This is a genomic window from Spirosoma jeollabukense (assembly GCF_054777855.1).
Genome location: NZ_BAAHAD010000006.1, coordinates 350,641 through 368,017 on the forward strand (window position 1 = coordinate 350,641; position 17,377 = coordinate 368,017).

Annotated in this window: 9 protein-coding genes and 1 tRNA gene; 8 read left to right on the forward strand and 2 right to left on the reverse strand. The window is 49.1% G+C overall.

All coding sequences use genetic code 11. The features are described from left to right. The first annotated feature begins 31 nt into the window (after positions 1 to 31). From pbpC to ACYVEA_RS22770, 8 genes are all read left to right on the forward strand, one after another. A complete protein-coding gene (gene pbpC / locus ACYVEA_RS22735; RefSeq protein WP_461115733.1) occupies positions 32 to 2,407 on the forward strand; it encodes a penicillin-binding protein 1C in 2,376 nt (791 codons plus the stop codon). Between the two features lie 114 nt (positions 2,408 to 2,521). After that, positions 2,522 to 8,080, forward strand: a complete 5,559-nt coding sequence (locus ACYVEA_RS22740) for an alpha-2-macroglobulin family protein (protein WP_461115734.1) — start codon at positions 2,522 to 2,524, stop codon at positions 8,078 to 8,080. A gap of 179 nt (positions 8,081 to 8,259) precedes the next feature. After that, positions 8,260 to 9,624: a sll1863 family stress response protein gene (locus tag ACYVEA_RS22745; RefSeq protein ID WP_461115735.1), complete on the forward strand. Its 1,365-nt coding sequence runs from the start codon at positions 8,260 to 8,262 to the stop codon at positions 9,622 to 9,624. 108 nt (positions 9,625 to 9,732) lie between these two features. After that, the gene (locus tag ACYVEA_RS22750; RefSeq protein ID WP_461115736.1) at positions 9,733 to 10,245 is read left to right on the forward strand and encodes a gamma carbonic anhydrase family protein; all 513 of its coding nucleotides are present in this window, start codon (positions 9,733 to 9,735) and stop codon (positions 10,243 to 10,245) included. 3 nt (positions 10,246 to 10,248) lie between these two features. Continuing rightward, positions 10,249 to 10,866, forward strand: coding sequence for a HupE/UreJ family protein (locus ACYVEA_RS22755; RefSeq protein ID WP_461115737.1), 618 nt, complete (start codon positions 10,249 to 10,251; stop codon positions 10,864 to 10,866). A 104-nt stretch (positions 10,867 to 10,970) separates the two neighbouring features. Then, positions 10,971 to 13,349: a M1 family metallopeptidase gene (locus ACYVEA_RS22760; RefSeq protein WP_461115738.1), complete on the forward strand. Its 2,379-nt coding sequence runs from the start codon at positions 10,971 to 10,973 to the stop codon at positions 13,347 to 13,349. A gap of 25 nt (positions 13,350 to 13,374) precedes the next feature. Beyond that, complete coding sequence (locus tag ACYVEA_RS22765; protein ID WP_461115739.1) at positions 13,375 to 15,780, forward strand: M1 family metallopeptidase; 2,406 nt, start codon at positions 13,375 to 13,377, stop codon at positions 15,778 to 15,780. Between the two features lie 90 nt (positions 15,781 to 15,870). After that, a tRNA-Pro gene (locus ACYVEA_RS22770) sits at positions 15,871 to 15,944 on the forward strand. Positions 15,945 to 16,355: 411 nt separating this feature from the next. Here the strand turns inward: ACYVEA_RS22770 and ACYVEA_RS22775 are convergent. Both ACYVEA_RS22775 and ACYVEA_RS22780 read right to left on the reverse strand, forming a co-directional pair. Next, on the reverse strand, positions 16,356 to 16,634 hold the full coding sequence (locus ACYVEA_RS22775) for an NUMOD4 domain-containing protein (RefSeq protein ID WP_461115740.1): 279 nt from the start codon (positions 16,632 to 16,634) through the stop codon (positions 16,356 to 16,358). Between the two features lie 44 nt (positions 16,635 to 16,678). After that, on the reverse strand, positions 16,679 to 17,377 hold a 699-nt coding region (locus ACYVEA_RS22780; RefSeq protein WP_461115741.1), incomplete at its 5' end, for a hypothetical protein.

The window sequence follows — 17,377 nt, forward strand, 5'->3', positions numbered from 1 at the left end:
CGTACAGTGGGAAGTCACCGGAAAGGCACTGATGTTTAGATCAATATTGGAAAACATTCGCGGTATCGCCAAACGAATCTGGAAATCACGTCTGGTGAAAACCCTGGCCGTTGCCATATTGATTTTTTTGGGGCTGGATTTTTTCTTTCCCGTTCAGACTACTATTTCCTATTCGACCATTATCACTGCCCGCGACGGGTCCATTTTACATGCATTTCTGAGTCGGGACGATAAATGGCGGATGTATGCCGAACTACCCGAAATTACGCCTACCCTTCGCGAGGCTATTCTCTTCAAAGAGGATAAATATTTCTGGTACCATCCCGGTTTCAATCCCGTCGCCATGATACGGGCCGCAGGCAGAAATTTGCTCACGGGCCGACGAACGTCGGGCGCGTCAACCATTACCATGCAAACCGTCCGGCTGTTGGAGCCGCGCGAACGTACCTACGGTAGTAAACTTATTGAATTATTCCAGGCGATTCAGTTGGAGGTTCATTATTCCAAAGACGAGATCCTGCAACTCTACCTGAATCTGATTCCGTATGGGGGCAATATTGAAGGGCTGAAATCGGCTTCGCTGCTCTATTTTGGCAAGCCGCCCGTTTTACTCAGTTTGGCCGAGCTTACTACGTTAACAATTATCCCCAACCGGCCATCGAGCCTGCGGTTGGGTATGCATAATGCGCTCGTCGTGCAGGAACGTAATCGCTGGCTCACCCGCTTCCGCTCGGCTCAGCTCTTCGATAAGGCCACCATTACCGATGCTATTAATGAGCCACTTTCTGCCTACCGGCGCGACGCTCCTCAACTGGCTCCTCACCTATCGCGCCGGTTGCGGGCGGAGAATCCAAATGCACCCATTATTCGTTCAACGCTCAACCCAACGGCCCAGTCAACTGCCGAACGTCTGATACAGCATTATTCAGATCGACTGCGAGCCAGCAATATCCACAATGCGGCCGTACTGATTGTGGATAACCAATCGCAGGAAGTAATCGCCTACGTTGGTTCTGCCGATTTTGGAAATAGATTTGACGGCGGACAAGTGGACGGGGTTCGGGCAGTACGTTCCCCAGGGAGCGCATTGAAACCCGTGCTCTACGGCCTGGCCTTCGATGCCGGTATTATTACGCCGAAAACCAAACTGGCCGACGTACCTACCAATTTCAGCGGCTATGAGCCGGACAACTACGACCGTCGATTTAACGGACCAGTCACAGCTGAGTTCGCGCTGGCCAACTCGCTCAATATCCCGGCAGTAGCCTTGCTGAAAGAGATAGGCACACCATCGCTTGTTTCGACGCTTCAGAAAGCAGGTTTTTCAACGATAAAAAAACAGGCCAAGGAATTAGGGCTTTCCATGATTTTGGGCGGCTGTGGCGTTACGCTCGAAGAGATGACACGCCTGTATACGGGACTGGCCAACGGGGGGAAATTGGGGGCGTTAAAGTTGTATTACCCTTCCAACCCGTCGAACCGCCCCTTAAAAGCAGCTCAGTCTCTGCTTCTCTCCCCCGAAGCGGCTTACCTTGTTACACACACACTTACCCAAATAACCCGACCTGATCTGCCTAACAATTTTGATAATAGCTATCACCTACCCCGCATTGCCTGGAAAACCGGTACGTCCTACGGGCGACGGGATGCCTGGAGCATTGGCTACAATCAACGCTATACCATTGGCGTATGGATCGGAAATTTTTCGGGCGTGGGCGTGGCCGAACTTAGTGGAGCGAATACTGCAACACCCCTTCTATTTCAATTATTTAACGTAATGGATTACAATTCGCCAAGCGGTTGGTTCAAAGCACCTAAAACGGCCACTAAATTGGCAATGCGGCTAATCTGCCCCGAAACCGGAGATATTCCCGGCGAATTTTGCACCAACCCCGTAGCCGATTATTGCATCATGGGTGTGTCACGTTACCGACGCTGTCAGCATCGAAAGGCTGTTTTTACGAATGCCGCCGGAACAATTTCATACTGCGCCCACTGCCGCCCCGACTCAGGTGCCATAACCCGTTCTTACCCAAACTTAGCGCCAGAAATGGCTGCATTTTATCAAAGTCGCCATATCCCCTTTGAGGCCGTGCCACCGCATAATCCAGCCTGTGAGCGCGTATTCGGAAGTACGGGAGCGGGTCAAACGGGACCGTTGATAACGAGTTTAAACGACGGGAGCGACTATTTCATCAACGCAAAGCACCCTGCCGAAATGGAGTTGGGCTGCCTGGCTGCCAACGACGTACAAACCGTCTTCTGGTATCTGAACGACAAATTATATCGCCGGGCCAAGCCGACAGAGGCCGTTTTTTTCCAACCCCGGCCGGGTACATTAAAAGTGTCCTGCGCCGACGACAAAGGACGTAGCAGTAACATCCGACTAGTTATTAAAATTGAGTAGGTGACGTTTCTGAAAAATGTTGCAACGATACCTACAAATTCCGTCCGAATACTAACCCGTTCGTCTATTTTGAACGGGTTTTTCATTAATATACGGCTCTTCTCCAATAACCCCATGAAAACTCGTTTTCTTGCTTCTTTCCTCTTCTTACCACTCGTTGTTTTTATCCTTTTAAACTGTTCCCGATTACCATTTAATGAAGTCTCCGTAGTGGGTCGAAACTTTGACGACGAGATTCAACAGACTCAAAACCTGACCTTTACATTTAATAAAAACGTTGGATCCGACAATCAACTCAATGAGTGGGATTCAACGCAGTACGTTCGCTTTATACCAGCGGTTCGGGGAAAATTCAAGTGGACAGCGCCTAATGAATTAGTCTTCTCCCCTGCTCTTGCCTTCGATCCTGCTACCGACTACCGCGCCGAGTTAACCGATAATTTGTTGAAACGTTCTGCTAAAAAAGACCTGAACGTATCGGGCGATGACATTTTGTTTCACACTCCATACCTACAACTAACCAGCATCGAGAACTGGTGGTCCCGTTCGCGCGAAACCGGCCAGCCAGTCGCCAAATCACGGCTCAATTTCAACTACCCAATTTCTACCGCAGATGTAGCCGGGAAATTGATCATTTCCACTGAAGGCAAATCCATTACGTCGCAAACGTCGTCCAGTGATTCGCCGAATACGCTTGCGTTAACGTTGCCTAATGCGCCAGCGGTCAAAAATGAACAGCCACTTACCGTAAAGCTGGACAAAGGACTCAAAGTACCCAACACGGCCTATGTCAGCAAAGAATCTATTGAACAAACCACTACGTTACCCTCCCGTTACAAAATTGAGGTTACCGATGTGCAGGCGCATTTCGAGACTAACCGCGACGGCGGACCGCGGGGCGTAGTGCGCATCATCACGACGCAGGAATTACAGCCGGGTGAGCTGAGCCAGTATTATTCAATCCAGCCACAGGTTACCACTACGGCCGAACTAACCGACAATGGCTTTATCATCCGGGGAGATTTTAACGAAACGGACACGTATGTATTGACGCTGACTGAGCAGGTTCAGGGTGTTTTGGGAACGAAACTGGATGAGCCGGTAACCCGCGATCTGTTCTTCGGCAAAATGCCTGCCAGTATCCAGTTTGCCAGTAAAAAGGCCTTGTATCTGTCATCAAAAGGGGCAAGGAACATTGGCCTGACTATCGTTAATGTGCCTAAAGTGCAGGTCAAAATCGCGAAGGTTTATGAGAATAATATTCTAAATTATCTGCGCTCGAATCGGTACGAGGAGTACAAGGAAAACGCAAACGGCGAATGGGGACCGTCGGGAGCTTTCAATTATGGCAACGACGACTCAGGCGAGGTAAGCGATGTACTGGTTAACAAAACCGTTGAGACGGCCGACTTACCGAAAGTGGGGGGCGTTTCGGCCTTAAATCTGGCCCTGCCCGATCAGAGTAATAATTTTAGAGGAGTTTATCTAGTTTCCGTTGACTCCAAAGATGAGGCTTATCTGCAAGCCAGTCAATTAGTGTCGATATCTGACATTGGGCTGATAGCCCGACAAACGAAGGATGAAGTACTGGTCTGGGCGAATTCGATACGTACTACTGAACCTCTACAGGGCGTAGAGATAACCCTGGTGAGCAGCAACAACCAATCTGTTTATACGCTCGAAACCGATGGCACTGGTTTCGCCAGGTTCGACAAAGTGGGCGAGAAAGCACCCGGTTTCAAGGTTGCCTTGCTCACTGCCCGAACCTCCGGCAAACCCAATAGCGACGATTTCAATTTTCTCTTTTTGCCGGATACGCAGGTCGAAACATCGCGCTTTGAGGTGGAAGGAAAACGAGACAACGAATCAGGTTTCGATGCCTTCGTATACGGCGACCGTGACATTTACCGCCCCGGCGAAACGATCCATTTTAACACCGTCATCCGATCACAGACCTGGCAGAGTGTTGGCGAAATTCCGGTTTTAATTCGTGTGCTGATGCCCAATGGCCGTGAATTGCTGGCGTTTCGTAAAACGACCAATGCCCAGGGGGCCGTTACAACTGACGTACCGCTCAACCCAGCCGCCGTTACAGGAAGCTACTCCATTGAAGTCCTGAACGCCAATAATGTATTGCTGACATCGCAGACAGTAAGTGTTGAGGAATTTGTTCCTGACCGAATTAAAGTAGACGTACTGACGGATAGAACCAGCTACAAATCAGGACAAATCATCACCCTTTCCGCTACAGCCCTGAACCTGTTTGGGCCACCCGCGTCCGATCGGGCATATGAAATGGAATTACAGTTGAAACGGAAAGTTTTTGCGCCCAAAGGATTCGGTGACTATGACTTTACTATTCCCAGCGATAACGTTACAGCTACAGGCGACGCTACGAGTAAGGCGGGCGTTTTTCCGAAAGAGCTTCGGCAGGGACGTACTAACGCGAATGGACAGGCAACCGAGAAATTTCCCATTTCCCCTCTTTATCAAGACATTGGCCTACTGGAAGGCAAATTATTTATCACCGTATTTGATGAGAATGGTCGTCCTGTCAATCGACTCCGGCGCTTTGACGTACTCACGCAGGACACGTTTTTCGGCGTTCGATTGCCCGACCGATACGTAGCGACCAACGCACCCGTTGCCGTCGACCTTGTAGCTCTTGACCCCAACGGCGCGCTACGGCCCTCGGCTTCGGCTATGGTTGAAGTGGTGCGCTATGATTATCAAACGGTTATCGAGAAGAAAGATCAGCAGGTTAAGTACACAACGAAACGGCGGGAGAAGCAAGTTTACGCGAATACGATGCAATTCAAAGCGGGAAAATCAGCATTTCGCTACGTACCAACTGTTTCGGGTGAGTACGAAATACGGGTTCGCAGGCCATCCGCTTTGGGTTACGCAGCCACTACGTTTTATGCCTATGGCTACGGCAGTACGTCCGCGTCGTCCTTTGAAGTGAGTCAGGAAGGGCAAATTCTAATGACGCTCGACAAACCAATGTACCAAACCGGCGATAAAGCCAAAGTTCTATTTAAAGCCCCCTTCGACGGCAAATTGCTCGTGACTGTTGAACGCAATCGTGTGCTTGAGCAACATTGGTTGACAACAAATAATAAGTCGGCAGAGTGGAGTTTTCCGATCGGCAGCGAGCATTTACCGAACGTTTATGTAACGGCAACGCTCATTCGGGCTATTGATAACCGGGGTGCTGGTACCCAACATCTCCCATTAACCGTAGCGCATGGATTTGCGCCGGTGGCGGTTCAGGATGCCGACACGAAGTTACCCGTAACGATTACGGCGACTACGCAATCCCGCTCAAAAACAAAGCAGGTGATACGTATCAAAACAGTCAGTAACGCCCAGGTAACGGTGGCGGTTGTGGACGAGGGGATTCTACAACTTAAGAATTTCAAGACGCCTGATCCCTACGGCTTTTTTTATCAGAAGCGGGCGCTCGAAGTGGGTAGCCACGACCTTTATGCCCTGCTTTATCCCGAACTTTCGCTAAAATCTACATCCAGTTTTGGGGGCGATGGCTACGATCTCGAACGACGGGTTAATCCGCTTAGCAATGGTCGTGTGCGGTTGGTGGCGCTCTGGAGCGGGATTTTAAATACGGGTTCCGATGGTGAAGCTGAATTTTCGGTCGATGTGCCGCAGTTTTCGGGGGATTTGCGCCTAATGGCCGTCGCGTACAAAGACAATGCATTCGGGTCGGCCAACAGCAACATGAAGGTGGCTGATCCTATTGTCATTAGTACGGGGGTACCTCGTTTCCTTACCCCCGGCGATCAGCTCGAATTGCCTGTTAATCTTAGCAATACGACGAAACAAACGGCGGTCGTGACAGCAAAATTAAGTTTGACTGGCCCGCTGATTGCCGATAGTTTGAGTACACAAAAGCTGACGCTTCAACCCGGTCGGGAGAGTCGCGCAATTTTTAAAATCTCGTCCAAACAGGCGATTGGTGCAGCATCTATTACGGTAACAGTCAATGGCTTGAACGAGACATTTACCGAAAAAACGGACGTAACGGTTCGCCCGGCGGCTTCCCTGCAGAAAACGACGATGGCCGGCGCCGTGGCGGGCGGTAAGGTACAAACGTTAAAACTGGCAGGCAATTTTTTGCCTGGTACGTCCAAAGCAAGCATAACCTTGAGCCGGTCTCCAGCATTGCAATATGGTCGTGAGTTGTCGTATTTGCTCGGTTATCCGCATGGATGCATTGAGCAGACGATTTCAAAAGCCTTCCCGCAGCTATACTTCGCGGATTTGGCGAAGCAGTTAGCCACCAATACGTATTTCGTTCGTGCGGGTGACAGTGACCTCAACCCAACAACCAATGTCCGGCAGGCAGTTCAGACCGTCGAAGGGTTGCAGACGCAGAACGGCGGCTTTACGATGTGGCCGGGCATGGTAGCCGTGTCGGACGAATCCACGCGGGGTCGGTCGAACGTCGATGAATGGGCAACTGCTTACGCCCTGCATTTCCTGGCCGAAGCGCAGGAAGCAGGCTACGAAGTACGGGCGTCAGTACTAAGCTCGGCCATTGACTTTTTGACTACCTACACTAATAGTCCAGCTACCGAAAATGTCGTTGCATTCGATGAGGCTGGCACCAGGACACTTCATAAAGTAGCTAGCCGAACCAGTATTTATTCGTTGTATGCGTTGGCTGTAGCGGGAAAACCCAACCGATCGGCCATGAATTATTACAAACAGAATTCCGGATTGCTCACGCCCGACAGTCGTTATCTGCTGGCATCGACTTTCTTCCGGGTGGGCGACAGCCGGAGCTATACAAGCCTCCTCCCCAAACGATTTACGGATACCACAACCGGGCGGCAAACAGGCGGCAGTTATGCATCACCACTACGTAATCTGGCCCTCGTTCTCGATGCTCTTGTCGGCACTGACCGCGACAACATTCAGATTCCAGCGTTGGCCCGTCAGCTATCTACCGCGCTCAATCAAACCAGTTACCTCAACACGCAGGAAGCCGCGTTTGCTTTTCTGGCTCTTGGTAAACTAGCCCGGAAAACCGCCACCAGTACGGCTACGGCTACGCTTACGGCAGGGAATGCTTCGCTTGGAACAATGTCCAATGAGCTATTGAACCTTAAACGAATACCCACCAACGTACCGCTGACGCTAACAGTGAAAGGGTCTGGTAATGTGTATTACTTTGCACAAAGTGAAGGCGTTCCTGCCCGGCCTGGATTGGCCAGTGGTAAAATCGCCGAAGAAGACAACGGCTTGCGCGTGCGTCGGGAGTATCTGAACCGCGATGGCAAAACAATGGGCGAGATTCGGCAGAATGATCTGGTGGTTGTGAAAATCACGTTGAGCAGCACCAATGGCCTGAATGTCAACAACGTAGTGGTAACCGATTTGCTACCGGCTGGACTTGAGGTCGAAAATCCGCGTTTAACGGAACCGCGCGATATGCCCTGGATAAATAAGCCAGACGTTCCGGACCATTTCGATCTACGTGACGACCGGATCAATTTTTATACCTCTGCTACAGGCACGGAACGAACGTTTTATTACTTAGCCAGAGCGATTTCGAAAGGCCGCTTCATAGTAGGTCCTGTCTCGGCTGATGCGATGTACAATGGAGAGTACAGAAGTTATAATGGAGCCAGGAACGTAACGATTCGATAAGTTTTCCCTCAATTCATTGGTGGCCAATTAATTGAAGAAGTTCGAGATATCGTACTTGCCCTTAATTATCCAACAAAATCCCAACATTTGTTTTGCTCCGCTGGTTATACCAATCAAAATGGCGTGAATCCGCTTTTTTAATCTAATTTATTGGTATTTGCCACAAATGATACAACGTTATGAAACGGAAAATATGGATAGTAGGGGCTTTTCTGGCAGCTACGATTGGTTTATCGTCCTGCGCATCAACCGAGCGCTGGCTCTACGGAAATTCTAAAAATAGCCAGGAAGACATCGTACAACAGGATCGAACGAGCAATACACGCATGTCGCGTGATCGGAATGACCGGGACGATGACAACGATAACAGCTTGTTCAGCCGTAGGGATCGGGATGATCAGCGGATGAGTCGCAACGATTCCCGCGGTAGTTCATACCGTAATCCTTACAGTAATTCGTATCGTTCATCAGACGATGATCGCTATAGTTCATCCAGCCGAATGTCGGGCAGTTCGTACAACAATCCGTACAGAAGCCGGTCGGATGATAGCCGGAGTTCGTACAACGATCGCTACAACGATTCCAATGATCGCTATGAACGATCGAGCAACAGCCGCTATTCCGACAATGACCGTACGTATAGCGACCGCGATTCGTATAATGATCGTAATGATCGTTACTCTGACAGCCGCAACTCGTACAACGACCGTGATTCCTACGATAGCCGGTCTAATGATGACAGGAATCGTTATGACAACCGGAATGGTGATCGCCGGAACGATGATCGGAATTCGTCTTATTCCTACAACGATCGGAATGATGACCGACGACGGAATGACGACAGAGATTCGTACAATGATCGGAACGACAATCGATCGAACAATGACCGGTATTCATCCAATGATCGCTACGATAATCGGAATAATGACCGTCGAAATGACGATCGGAGTTCAAACAACGATCGGTATGACAATCGGTCGAATGATAACCGAAATTATTCCGACAATAGCCGGAATGACGATCGCAACAGTCGTCAGATGAATGATCGGGATGATCGTGACAACCGCAATAATTCGGATAACCGTCAGGATAACAACCGCTCGGACGATCGTCGGAATAACAACATGGATGATCGGGACAGCCGACGTAATTCATCTGATCAAAACCAGGATAGCCGCGATAACCGGAATAACTCCGACATGCGCGACAACAACCGGAATGATCGGGACAATGACCGGAATAACGGAGCGGATAAAGATCGTCGTGATCTGAGCGACCGCATTTCGGAACAGATGGATAAAGTTGACAAACAGCTTGACGACGCTAAGGCCGAAGTAAAGAACGAAAGCCGGAAAGATCGGAAGAAACGGGAAGATCGTATCAAAGATCTGGAAGACAAACGAAATCAGTTATCGGACTCCTATATTAAAGTACAACGGTCAAGTGCCGATGATTTCGATAAAGTGAAGAAACAAGCAAACAAAGTTGTCGACGATATTTCGGACTCGATCGAGAAAGCTGCCGATAAGATTGACAAAAAATAACCAGTATATTGTTACGTTAAAGGGCTGATTCGATCGAATCAGCCCTTCTTTTTTTATGTAAGTACGAACTGAGGATACAAACTATTTGCCTCCGCCTATATTTGCGTTATGGCACTTATTAAATCTGTTCATAACATCCATCCTCAATTTGGCGCGAATTGCTGGTTCGCCGAAAATGCCACCATCGTTGGTAACGTAACGATGGGCCGCGATTGCACAGTCTGGTTCAATGCGGTGGTTCGGGGTGACGTTAATTCCATCACCATCGGCGACCGCACCAATATTCAGGACGGAGCGGTTATTCACTGCACCTACCAGAAATACAAAACGACTATCGGTAACTACGTTTCTATTGCTCACAATGCTATCGTTCATGGGTGCACCCTCGAAGACAATGTGCTGATCGGGATGGGCGCCATCGTGATGGATGGAGCGGTTATTGGCCAAGGAAGTATTATTGCGGCAGGAGCCATTATCACACAGCATACCGTTGTACCACCCGGTTCTATTTACGCAGGAAATCCTGGCCGCTTCCTGAAAGCCGTTTCGCCGGAGCAGGAAGAGATTTTCAAACGCACTGCCAACAACTATGTCATGTATGCCAGTTGGTTTACCGAATAGCCTATGGATGAATTTTTTATCTACCTCCGCTTAGGTTTCGACCATATTACGGACCCGAAAGGGTACGATCATATTTTATTCGTAATAGCCCTTTGCGCCGTATATACAATCCGGCAATGGCGGCAGGTACTCATTCTGGTTACGGCCTTTACAATTGGACATTCGATTACATTGGCGTTAGCTACCCTGAATCTCATCCACTACAAAACGGACTTGATTGAACTGCTTATCCCGATTACTATTCTTATTACGGCCATCACCAATTTCTTTTTTCAGCAATCTAAAAGCAGGTCATCGTTAAAGCCGCAGACGTCCAACCGTTCGTGGCGCTACGGGCTGGCCTTAACGTTCGGCTTAATTCATGGTATGGGGTTTTCTAACTATCTACGTAGTTTACTGGGTCGTGAAGCCGCTATCGTTAAGCCATTGCTGGCGTTTAACATTGGGCTGGAAATTGGTCAACTGGTTATTGTAGGATTGATACTGTCACTGGCTTTCGTCTTGGTTGATATACTACGTAGCAGTCAATTACGCTGGACCCTCATCGTGTCTGGAATCGTCGCAGGCATGTCGTTATCGCTCATTATCAACAATGAATACTTAGGTGAGTTGCTGAAATAGAGCCATTATTTGTAAATAAACTACTTGCCATTTTTTTATAATAAAATTATTTAAAGGCCCTTTTCTGTAACTTTACCCTTTTTATCAACAACTATACGTTTAGTATGCAAAAGATAATTTTGCTAGTGGCGAGTTTAGCCATTTCGACAGGCTATACCCAGGGGCAAACACCAACGCAACGAGCTAATACGCGTTTTGAGCAGCTTGGTCCGACATTACCTACGCCTAATACATTCCGCACAGCCTCGGGCGCACCCGGCAAAGATTACTTCCAAAACCGAGCCGACTATGACATTAAAGCCTCTCTTGATGATATTAAGCAAAAAATAACGGCATCTGAAACCGTTACGTATCACAATAACTCGACGGATGCCCTCCCCTATCTCTGGCTACAGTTGGATCAAAATCTATTCCGGCCCGATGTTATTGGCCGAACGGCTTCAACTAGCAGCATTAGTGCTGAACGGGGTGCTTCTCTTCAACAAATTGACCCGGCTGGAGCGCTCAAAGGCAAAGATTACGGCCATAAAATTACGTCGGTACGGGACCAGGCAGGAAAACCCTTGAAGTACACCATCAACGAGACGATGATGCGTATTGACTTGCCGCAGGCTGTAGCGCCGGGCAAAACTGTGACATTTTCGATTGACTGGAATTTTCAAATCGTAGATGTTAAGGGGATAGGTGCCCGGGGAGGGTATGAATATTTTCCGAAAGACGGTAATTACATCTACGAAATAGCCCAATGGTTTCCGCGGCTATGTGCTTATAGCGATGTAACTGGCTGGCAAAACAAGCAGTTCCTAGGGCAGGGTGAGTTCACGTTGATCTTTGGCAATTACAAACTAGCCCTAACGGTACCTAACGATCACATTGTTGGTGCCACGGGCGAGTTGCAGAATCCAACGCAGGTCTTGACCCCCACACAGCAAAAACGCTGGAATGAAGCTAAAGGCAAGGGCGACAAACCCGGCGAAAATCCCGTTGTAATTGTTACGCAGGCCGAAGCCGAAGCGGCAGAAAAAGGTAAACCGACTGGCACGAAAACATGGATTTATAAAGCCGATAACGTGCGTGATTTTTCCTTCGCCACCAGTCGAAAATTCATCTGGGACGCCCTGCAACCTAATGTAGAAGGAAAACGTGTCTGGGCTATGTCTTTGTATCCTAAAGAGGGCAATCCACTTTGGGGGCAATACTCGACCCGGCTTGTAGCTCATACACTTCGTTCCTACTCGCGCCGAACAATTGCTTATCCATATCCAGTGGCTTATTCCGTTCATGGCCCGGTTGGTGGTATGGAATACCCAATGATCAGCTTTAATGGGGCTCGCCCAGAAGCAGACGGCACTTACTCGGTAGGGACCAAAAATGGACTTATTGGGGTAATCATTCATGAAGTTGGTCACAACTTTTTTCCAATGATCGTCAATTCTGATGAACGACAATGGTCCTGGATGGACGAAGGGTTGAATAGCTTTCTTGAAGGGTTAGCTTGTCTGGAGTGGGACGCTAACTATCCGGCTCATGTTATCGATCCTCAATACATCGTGCCGTATATGCAACTCGATTCCAGCCAGCAGGTTCCCATTATGAGCAGTTCGGATAATATTCCCCGAGGTACGTTTGGAGGGAATGCCTACGCAAAACCCGCCACAGCTCTTAACATATTGCGCGAAACGGTGATGGGTCGTGACCTGTTTGACTATGCTTTTAAGGAGTTCTCGCGTCGGTGGGCATTCAAAAGTCCTGAACCGGCTGATTTCTTCCGCACCCTGGAAGATGCCTCGGGCGTTGACCTGGATTGGTTCTGGAAAGGCTGGTTCTACGGTGTTCAACCAGTTGATCAGTCGCTCGTGAAAGTTGACTGGTTCCAGGCGAATTCACAAAACCCTGAGATCACAAAAGCCGAAGCCCGCACAGCCGCTCAACGCCGATTGAACACGATCAGCAAACAGCGTGATGCCCTTAGTAAAGACCAGAGCGTAGTAGCCGAAGACAGTACGATGCGGGATTTCTATAACCGCTACGATCCCTATGCAGTCACAGAAGAAGACAAGAAAAAGTATCAGGATTACCTAGCCTCCCTATCGGCAGAGGAACGCCTGTTGGCCGAAGCCGGAACAAACTTCTACACGCTGTCGCTACAGAACAAGGGGGGTATTCCAATGCCCGTTATCCTCCGCATGGAATTTGAAGACGGCACAGATTCCGTGGCTCGCTTTCCGGCCGAAATCTGGCGCTTCAATGACGTATCGATCAAGAAAGTTATTGCCACTAACAAAAAAGTGAAGCAATGGACGCTAGATCCCTATTACGAAATAGCCGATATTAACACCGCAGACAATTCGTTTCCACCGGTTGCACAACCAACACGTTTCCAATTATTTAAGCAACAGCGTGGTGGAGCGGCAACAGGGCCAAATCCCATGCAGCAACAACGTCAACAGTCACCTGCCAGGCAAGGTAGTGGCAAAAATTAGGTAGCGTCTTAACTTACAACAGACTATGAAAAAAGTAGTATTACTGGCTAGCTTGACTATCTGGTCGTCAGCTTTGCTAGCGCAGGCACCAGCGGCTCCAACCCAAAGCGCCAACACGCGTTTTGAGCAACTCGGCCCCACCTTACCCACGCCCAATACGTTCCGCACGGCCTCGGGCGCACCCGGCAAAGATTACTTCCAGAACCGCGCCGACTATGACATTAAAGTCGAGCTGGACGATGCCAATCAGAAAATCATTGGCTCAGAAACGGTAACGTATCACAACAATTCAACTGACGAATTGCCATTCATCTGGCTCCAGCTTGATCAAAATCTATTTGCGAAAGGCTCTATTGGCAGCGTAACCCGAACGGGTGGGGTCAACGAAAGCGGGATGAGTTTCGCTCAGTTGCAAAACCTGACCTCCGTTCGGGAACGTAGCAGTCAGCAGGCTTCCGATAAATTCGGCTATCATATTACGGCGGTTAAAGATGCGAAATCCGGCACGGCGCTGAAGTACACGATCAACCAGACCATGATGCGCGTTGATCTGCCAGCGGCCATAAAGCCCGGTGGTACGTACTCGTTCAACGTTGACTGGAATTACTTCGTCACTGAATATTACGGTCGGAGTGGTATGGAGTTTTTCGCCAAAGACGGTAATTATAACTACTTCATTGCGCACTGGTTCCCGCGTTTGTGCGCCTACAATGACGTCAACGGCTGGCAGAACAAGCAATTCCTGGGTCAGGGTGAGTTCACCCTTATTTTTGGTAATTATAAAGTGGCTATTACTGCCCCCAGTGATCACATTGTTGGCGCCACGGGCGAGTGCCAAAATTACAAACAAGTGCTAACTGCTGCGCAACAAAAGCGTATGGCGCAGGCCGCTACGTCTAAAAAACCGGTGGTAATCGTGACACAAGACGAAGCTGAAGCCGCGTTGAAAACCAAGCCAACTGACAAAGTAGGTAAGAAAACGTGGGTATTTGCTGCATCGAATGTACGTGATTTTGCCTTTGCAAGCAGCCGCCGGTTTATCTGGGATGCGATGCAGACAGATGTTTATGGTGATGGGCATAAAATCTGGTCTATGTCATACTATGCTAAAGAAGGCAACCCACTTTGGGGGCAATATTCCACTCGCGTAGTTGAACATACGTTGAAATCGTACGGCAACCGTACAATCAAATATCCATACCCTGTTGCTATCTCTTGTCACGCTACGGCGGGGGGCGGTATGGAGTATCCAATGATTTCGTTCAATGGTGGCCGGCCTGAGCCCGATGGTACGTATTCGGAGCAAGTCAAAGCAGGTATGATTGGCGTGATTATCCACGAAGTAGGGCATAACTTCTTTCCGATGATTGTCAACTCCGACGAGCGGCAATGGACCTGGATGGATGAGGGACTCAATACGTTCTGCCAATACTTAGCGGAAAAAGAGTGGGATTATAACTTCCCCAGTCGTCGGGGAGAGCCTCAGTATATTGTCGATTATATGAAATCAGACAAGTCGGTGCTGTCGCCAATCATGACTTCCTCCGATAACGTCATTAGCCTCGGACCAAATGCCTATGCTAAGCCTGCTACAGCCCTTAACATATTACGCGAGACGGTTATGGGCCGTGACCTGTTCGATTATGCCTTTAAAGAATACGCCCGTCGGTGGGCCTTCAAATCGCCCGAGCCTGCTGATTTCTTCCGTACCCTGGAAGATGCGTCAGGTGTCGACCTGGATTGGTTCTGGAAAGGCTGGTTTTATGGTGTTGAACCCGTCGATCAGGATCTAGTTGAAGTGGATTGGTTTCAGGTTGACTCGGGCGATCCTGTAGCTACTAAAGCAGCCGCTGCGGCTGAAGCCAAGCGTCGTGCTGGTACGATCAGCAAACAGCGTGACGCAGCTACACAAGCGGAGACGGTCGTGGCAAAGGATTCAACAATGAAGGATTTCTACAACAGCTACAACCCTTACGCTGTTACGGACGCTGATAAAAAGAGGTACCAGGATTATCTCGCTACGTTAAGCGATGAAGAACGTAAATCTCTTGAGAAAAGCGCTGGCACAAACTTCTATACGCTTTCGCTAAAGAACAAAGGGGGCGTTCCTATGCCTGTGATCATTCGGATGCAGTTTGAAGACGGCACAGATTCCGTAGCTCGTTTCCCGGCCGAAATCTGGCGTTTCAATGACGTATCGATCAAAAAAGTAATCGCCAGCAGTAAGAAAGTAACGCAGTGGACACTCGATCCTTATCAGGAAATAGCTGACATCGATACAGAGAATAACTCATTCCCGCGCGTTGCTCAGCCTACCCGTTTTCAGTTGTTTAAGCAACAGCAACGCGGGGGCGGGCAGGGGCCAAATCCCATGCAGCAACAACGACGAGCTACGCCACCACCCGCAGCCCAAGGCAGCGGCAAAAATTAATGGATAATGTACAGTGGATAATGATGCACTAGAATTTCCATCATTATCCATTGTACATTATCCATTATACACTACTTTTGCAAACCGATTCGGGATGTAGCGCAGTCCGGTAGCGTGCTTGCATGGGGTGCAAGAGGTCGTGGGTTCGAATCCCGCCTTCCCGACACTAATTATCAGCCACTTACAAATTTTGTAAGTGGCTTTTTTTCGGGAGTCGGGCATATTTACGGTAAAGCCATGATCTCGCTTGCCCTGAACGGTGATGCGAAGTTGCAGGGTGGCTATTCTCCCACAGGCTGTCCATTGGCCTTCGCAATGGCGTAGTGGACCGGGTGTATTTCTCGGGATTTAACACCCTGCGGAGGGTCTAGGCGAAGTCTGAACTGCACCGAAACGGGCTTTTTAGCACGTCGTGATATTGGCGTCTGACCAGAAGTTTCCTTGATCAAAAAATTTCCTTCGACCCTCTTCCTGTGACCGTACCCATCCAAGATTGGAAGCCTGACAATGGGCTGTTATGCCATCAAGATGCATTACTTCTGTATATCCTTCGGGGTTGGGCACGAAAGCGGTGGCTACGGCATAATCAATATTAACATCCGCAAAGTACCAATCTCGCTACCGATAGGGCGAAGACTGATAAAGCTAGCACCTGTATTACTGACTTGAGGGGTAATCATACGGCCACTCTGGATACTACGTACTTTGCCCAAGCTTGACACTTCGCAATGTCCCTCAAAATCGGCCAAAGGCATCCAGGTTTCGGTTACGATCACTGAGCGCACTTTTTTGACTGTTCGCCCAAGCGGGGTTTCTGTATTGCCCTTATAGATTGAGTTTATTGTGTTAGTCATGGCGTTAGGAGGCTTTACAGGTGCGGATAAATGGACGAGATGGGTTACAGGTAGCCTTGGGGAGCGTTTGGCTTAGTGACACTGACACTATTCACAAAGCCAGCTACCACTTCTACGGAATTGCCTACATACTTCTCAGCATAGGTGGGCTTTGACCATCCCGCCATTTTAGACAGCTGTATTTCATTAGCCCCCTCAATCGCTCGCTGAGTTAACCCTGTATCGCGCCCTTGCCCAAACTGCAAGCCAATGATTTCGCCATCACTATCACGTAAATCTGCATAGTCGGCGATCTGCTTTAGTGCTGTGCTAAATTGTGAACTTTGCTTGTAGTACAAGCCAGCAGGACCACCCCACTTTTGCAATATTCGTTGAGCACGGTCGGTTACATTCACCGTTTGCGTTAGGGTGCTATCAGCCTGCTTGCATCGCTGATGCTGCATATACGGGTGGCCTTCATGACTGATAAACGTCAGGGTTGGTAGTTCCATGTAGTCAGAATAGTGCAGACACAGCTCAGACGCTACCAGCCAGGAATCACATATATGGCGAAGCAGGTACGGCAATTCGCACGTTTCCAAGTGGTCAATTTGTGCCCTGGTTGGTGGCCTGGGATTGGCGGAAGAGCTGCCGCTCCAAGGGAATGTATTGACAGCACTGTATTCAACATACCCTTTACTGAGGGCGTAATTCATCAGCATTTTCAATAATGAAATTACCTTGTCCACCGTCGCGGGGCTGTA

Excerpts from the sequence above, each read along its gene's own strand:
- pbpC (WP_461115733.1), top strand. The coding sequence starts at position 32 with ATGTTTAGATCAATATTGGAAAACATTCGCGGTATCGCCAAACGAATC.
- ACYVEA_RS22740 (WP_461115734.1), top strand. The coding sequence starts at position 2,522 with ATGAAAACTCGTTTTCTTGCTTCTTTCCTCTTCTTACCACTCGTTGTT.
- ACYVEA_RS22745 (WP_461115735.1), top strand. The coding sequence starts at position 8,260 with ATGAAACGGAAAATATGGATAGTAGGGGCTTTTCTGGCAGCTACGATT.
- ACYVEA_RS22750 (WP_461115736.1), top strand. The coding sequence starts at position 9,733 with ATGGCACTTATTAAATCTGTTCATAACATCCATCCTCAATTTGGCGCG.
- ACYVEA_RS22755 (WP_461115737.1), top strand. The coding sequence starts at position 10,249 with ATGGATGAATTTTTTATCTACCTCCGCTTAGGTTTCGACCATATTACG.
- ACYVEA_RS22760 (WP_461115738.1), top strand. The coding sequence starts at position 10,971 with ATGCAAAAGATAATTTTGCTAGTGGCGAGTTTAGCCATTTCGACAGGC.
- ACYVEA_RS22765 (WP_461115739.1), top strand. The coding sequence starts at position 13,375 with ATGAAAAAAGTAGTATTACTGGCTAGCTTGACTATCTGGTCGTCAGCT.
- ACYVEA_RS22775 (WP_461115740.1), bottom strand. The coding sequence starts at position 16,634 with ATGACTAACACAATAAACTCAATCTATAAGGGCAATACAGAAACCCCG.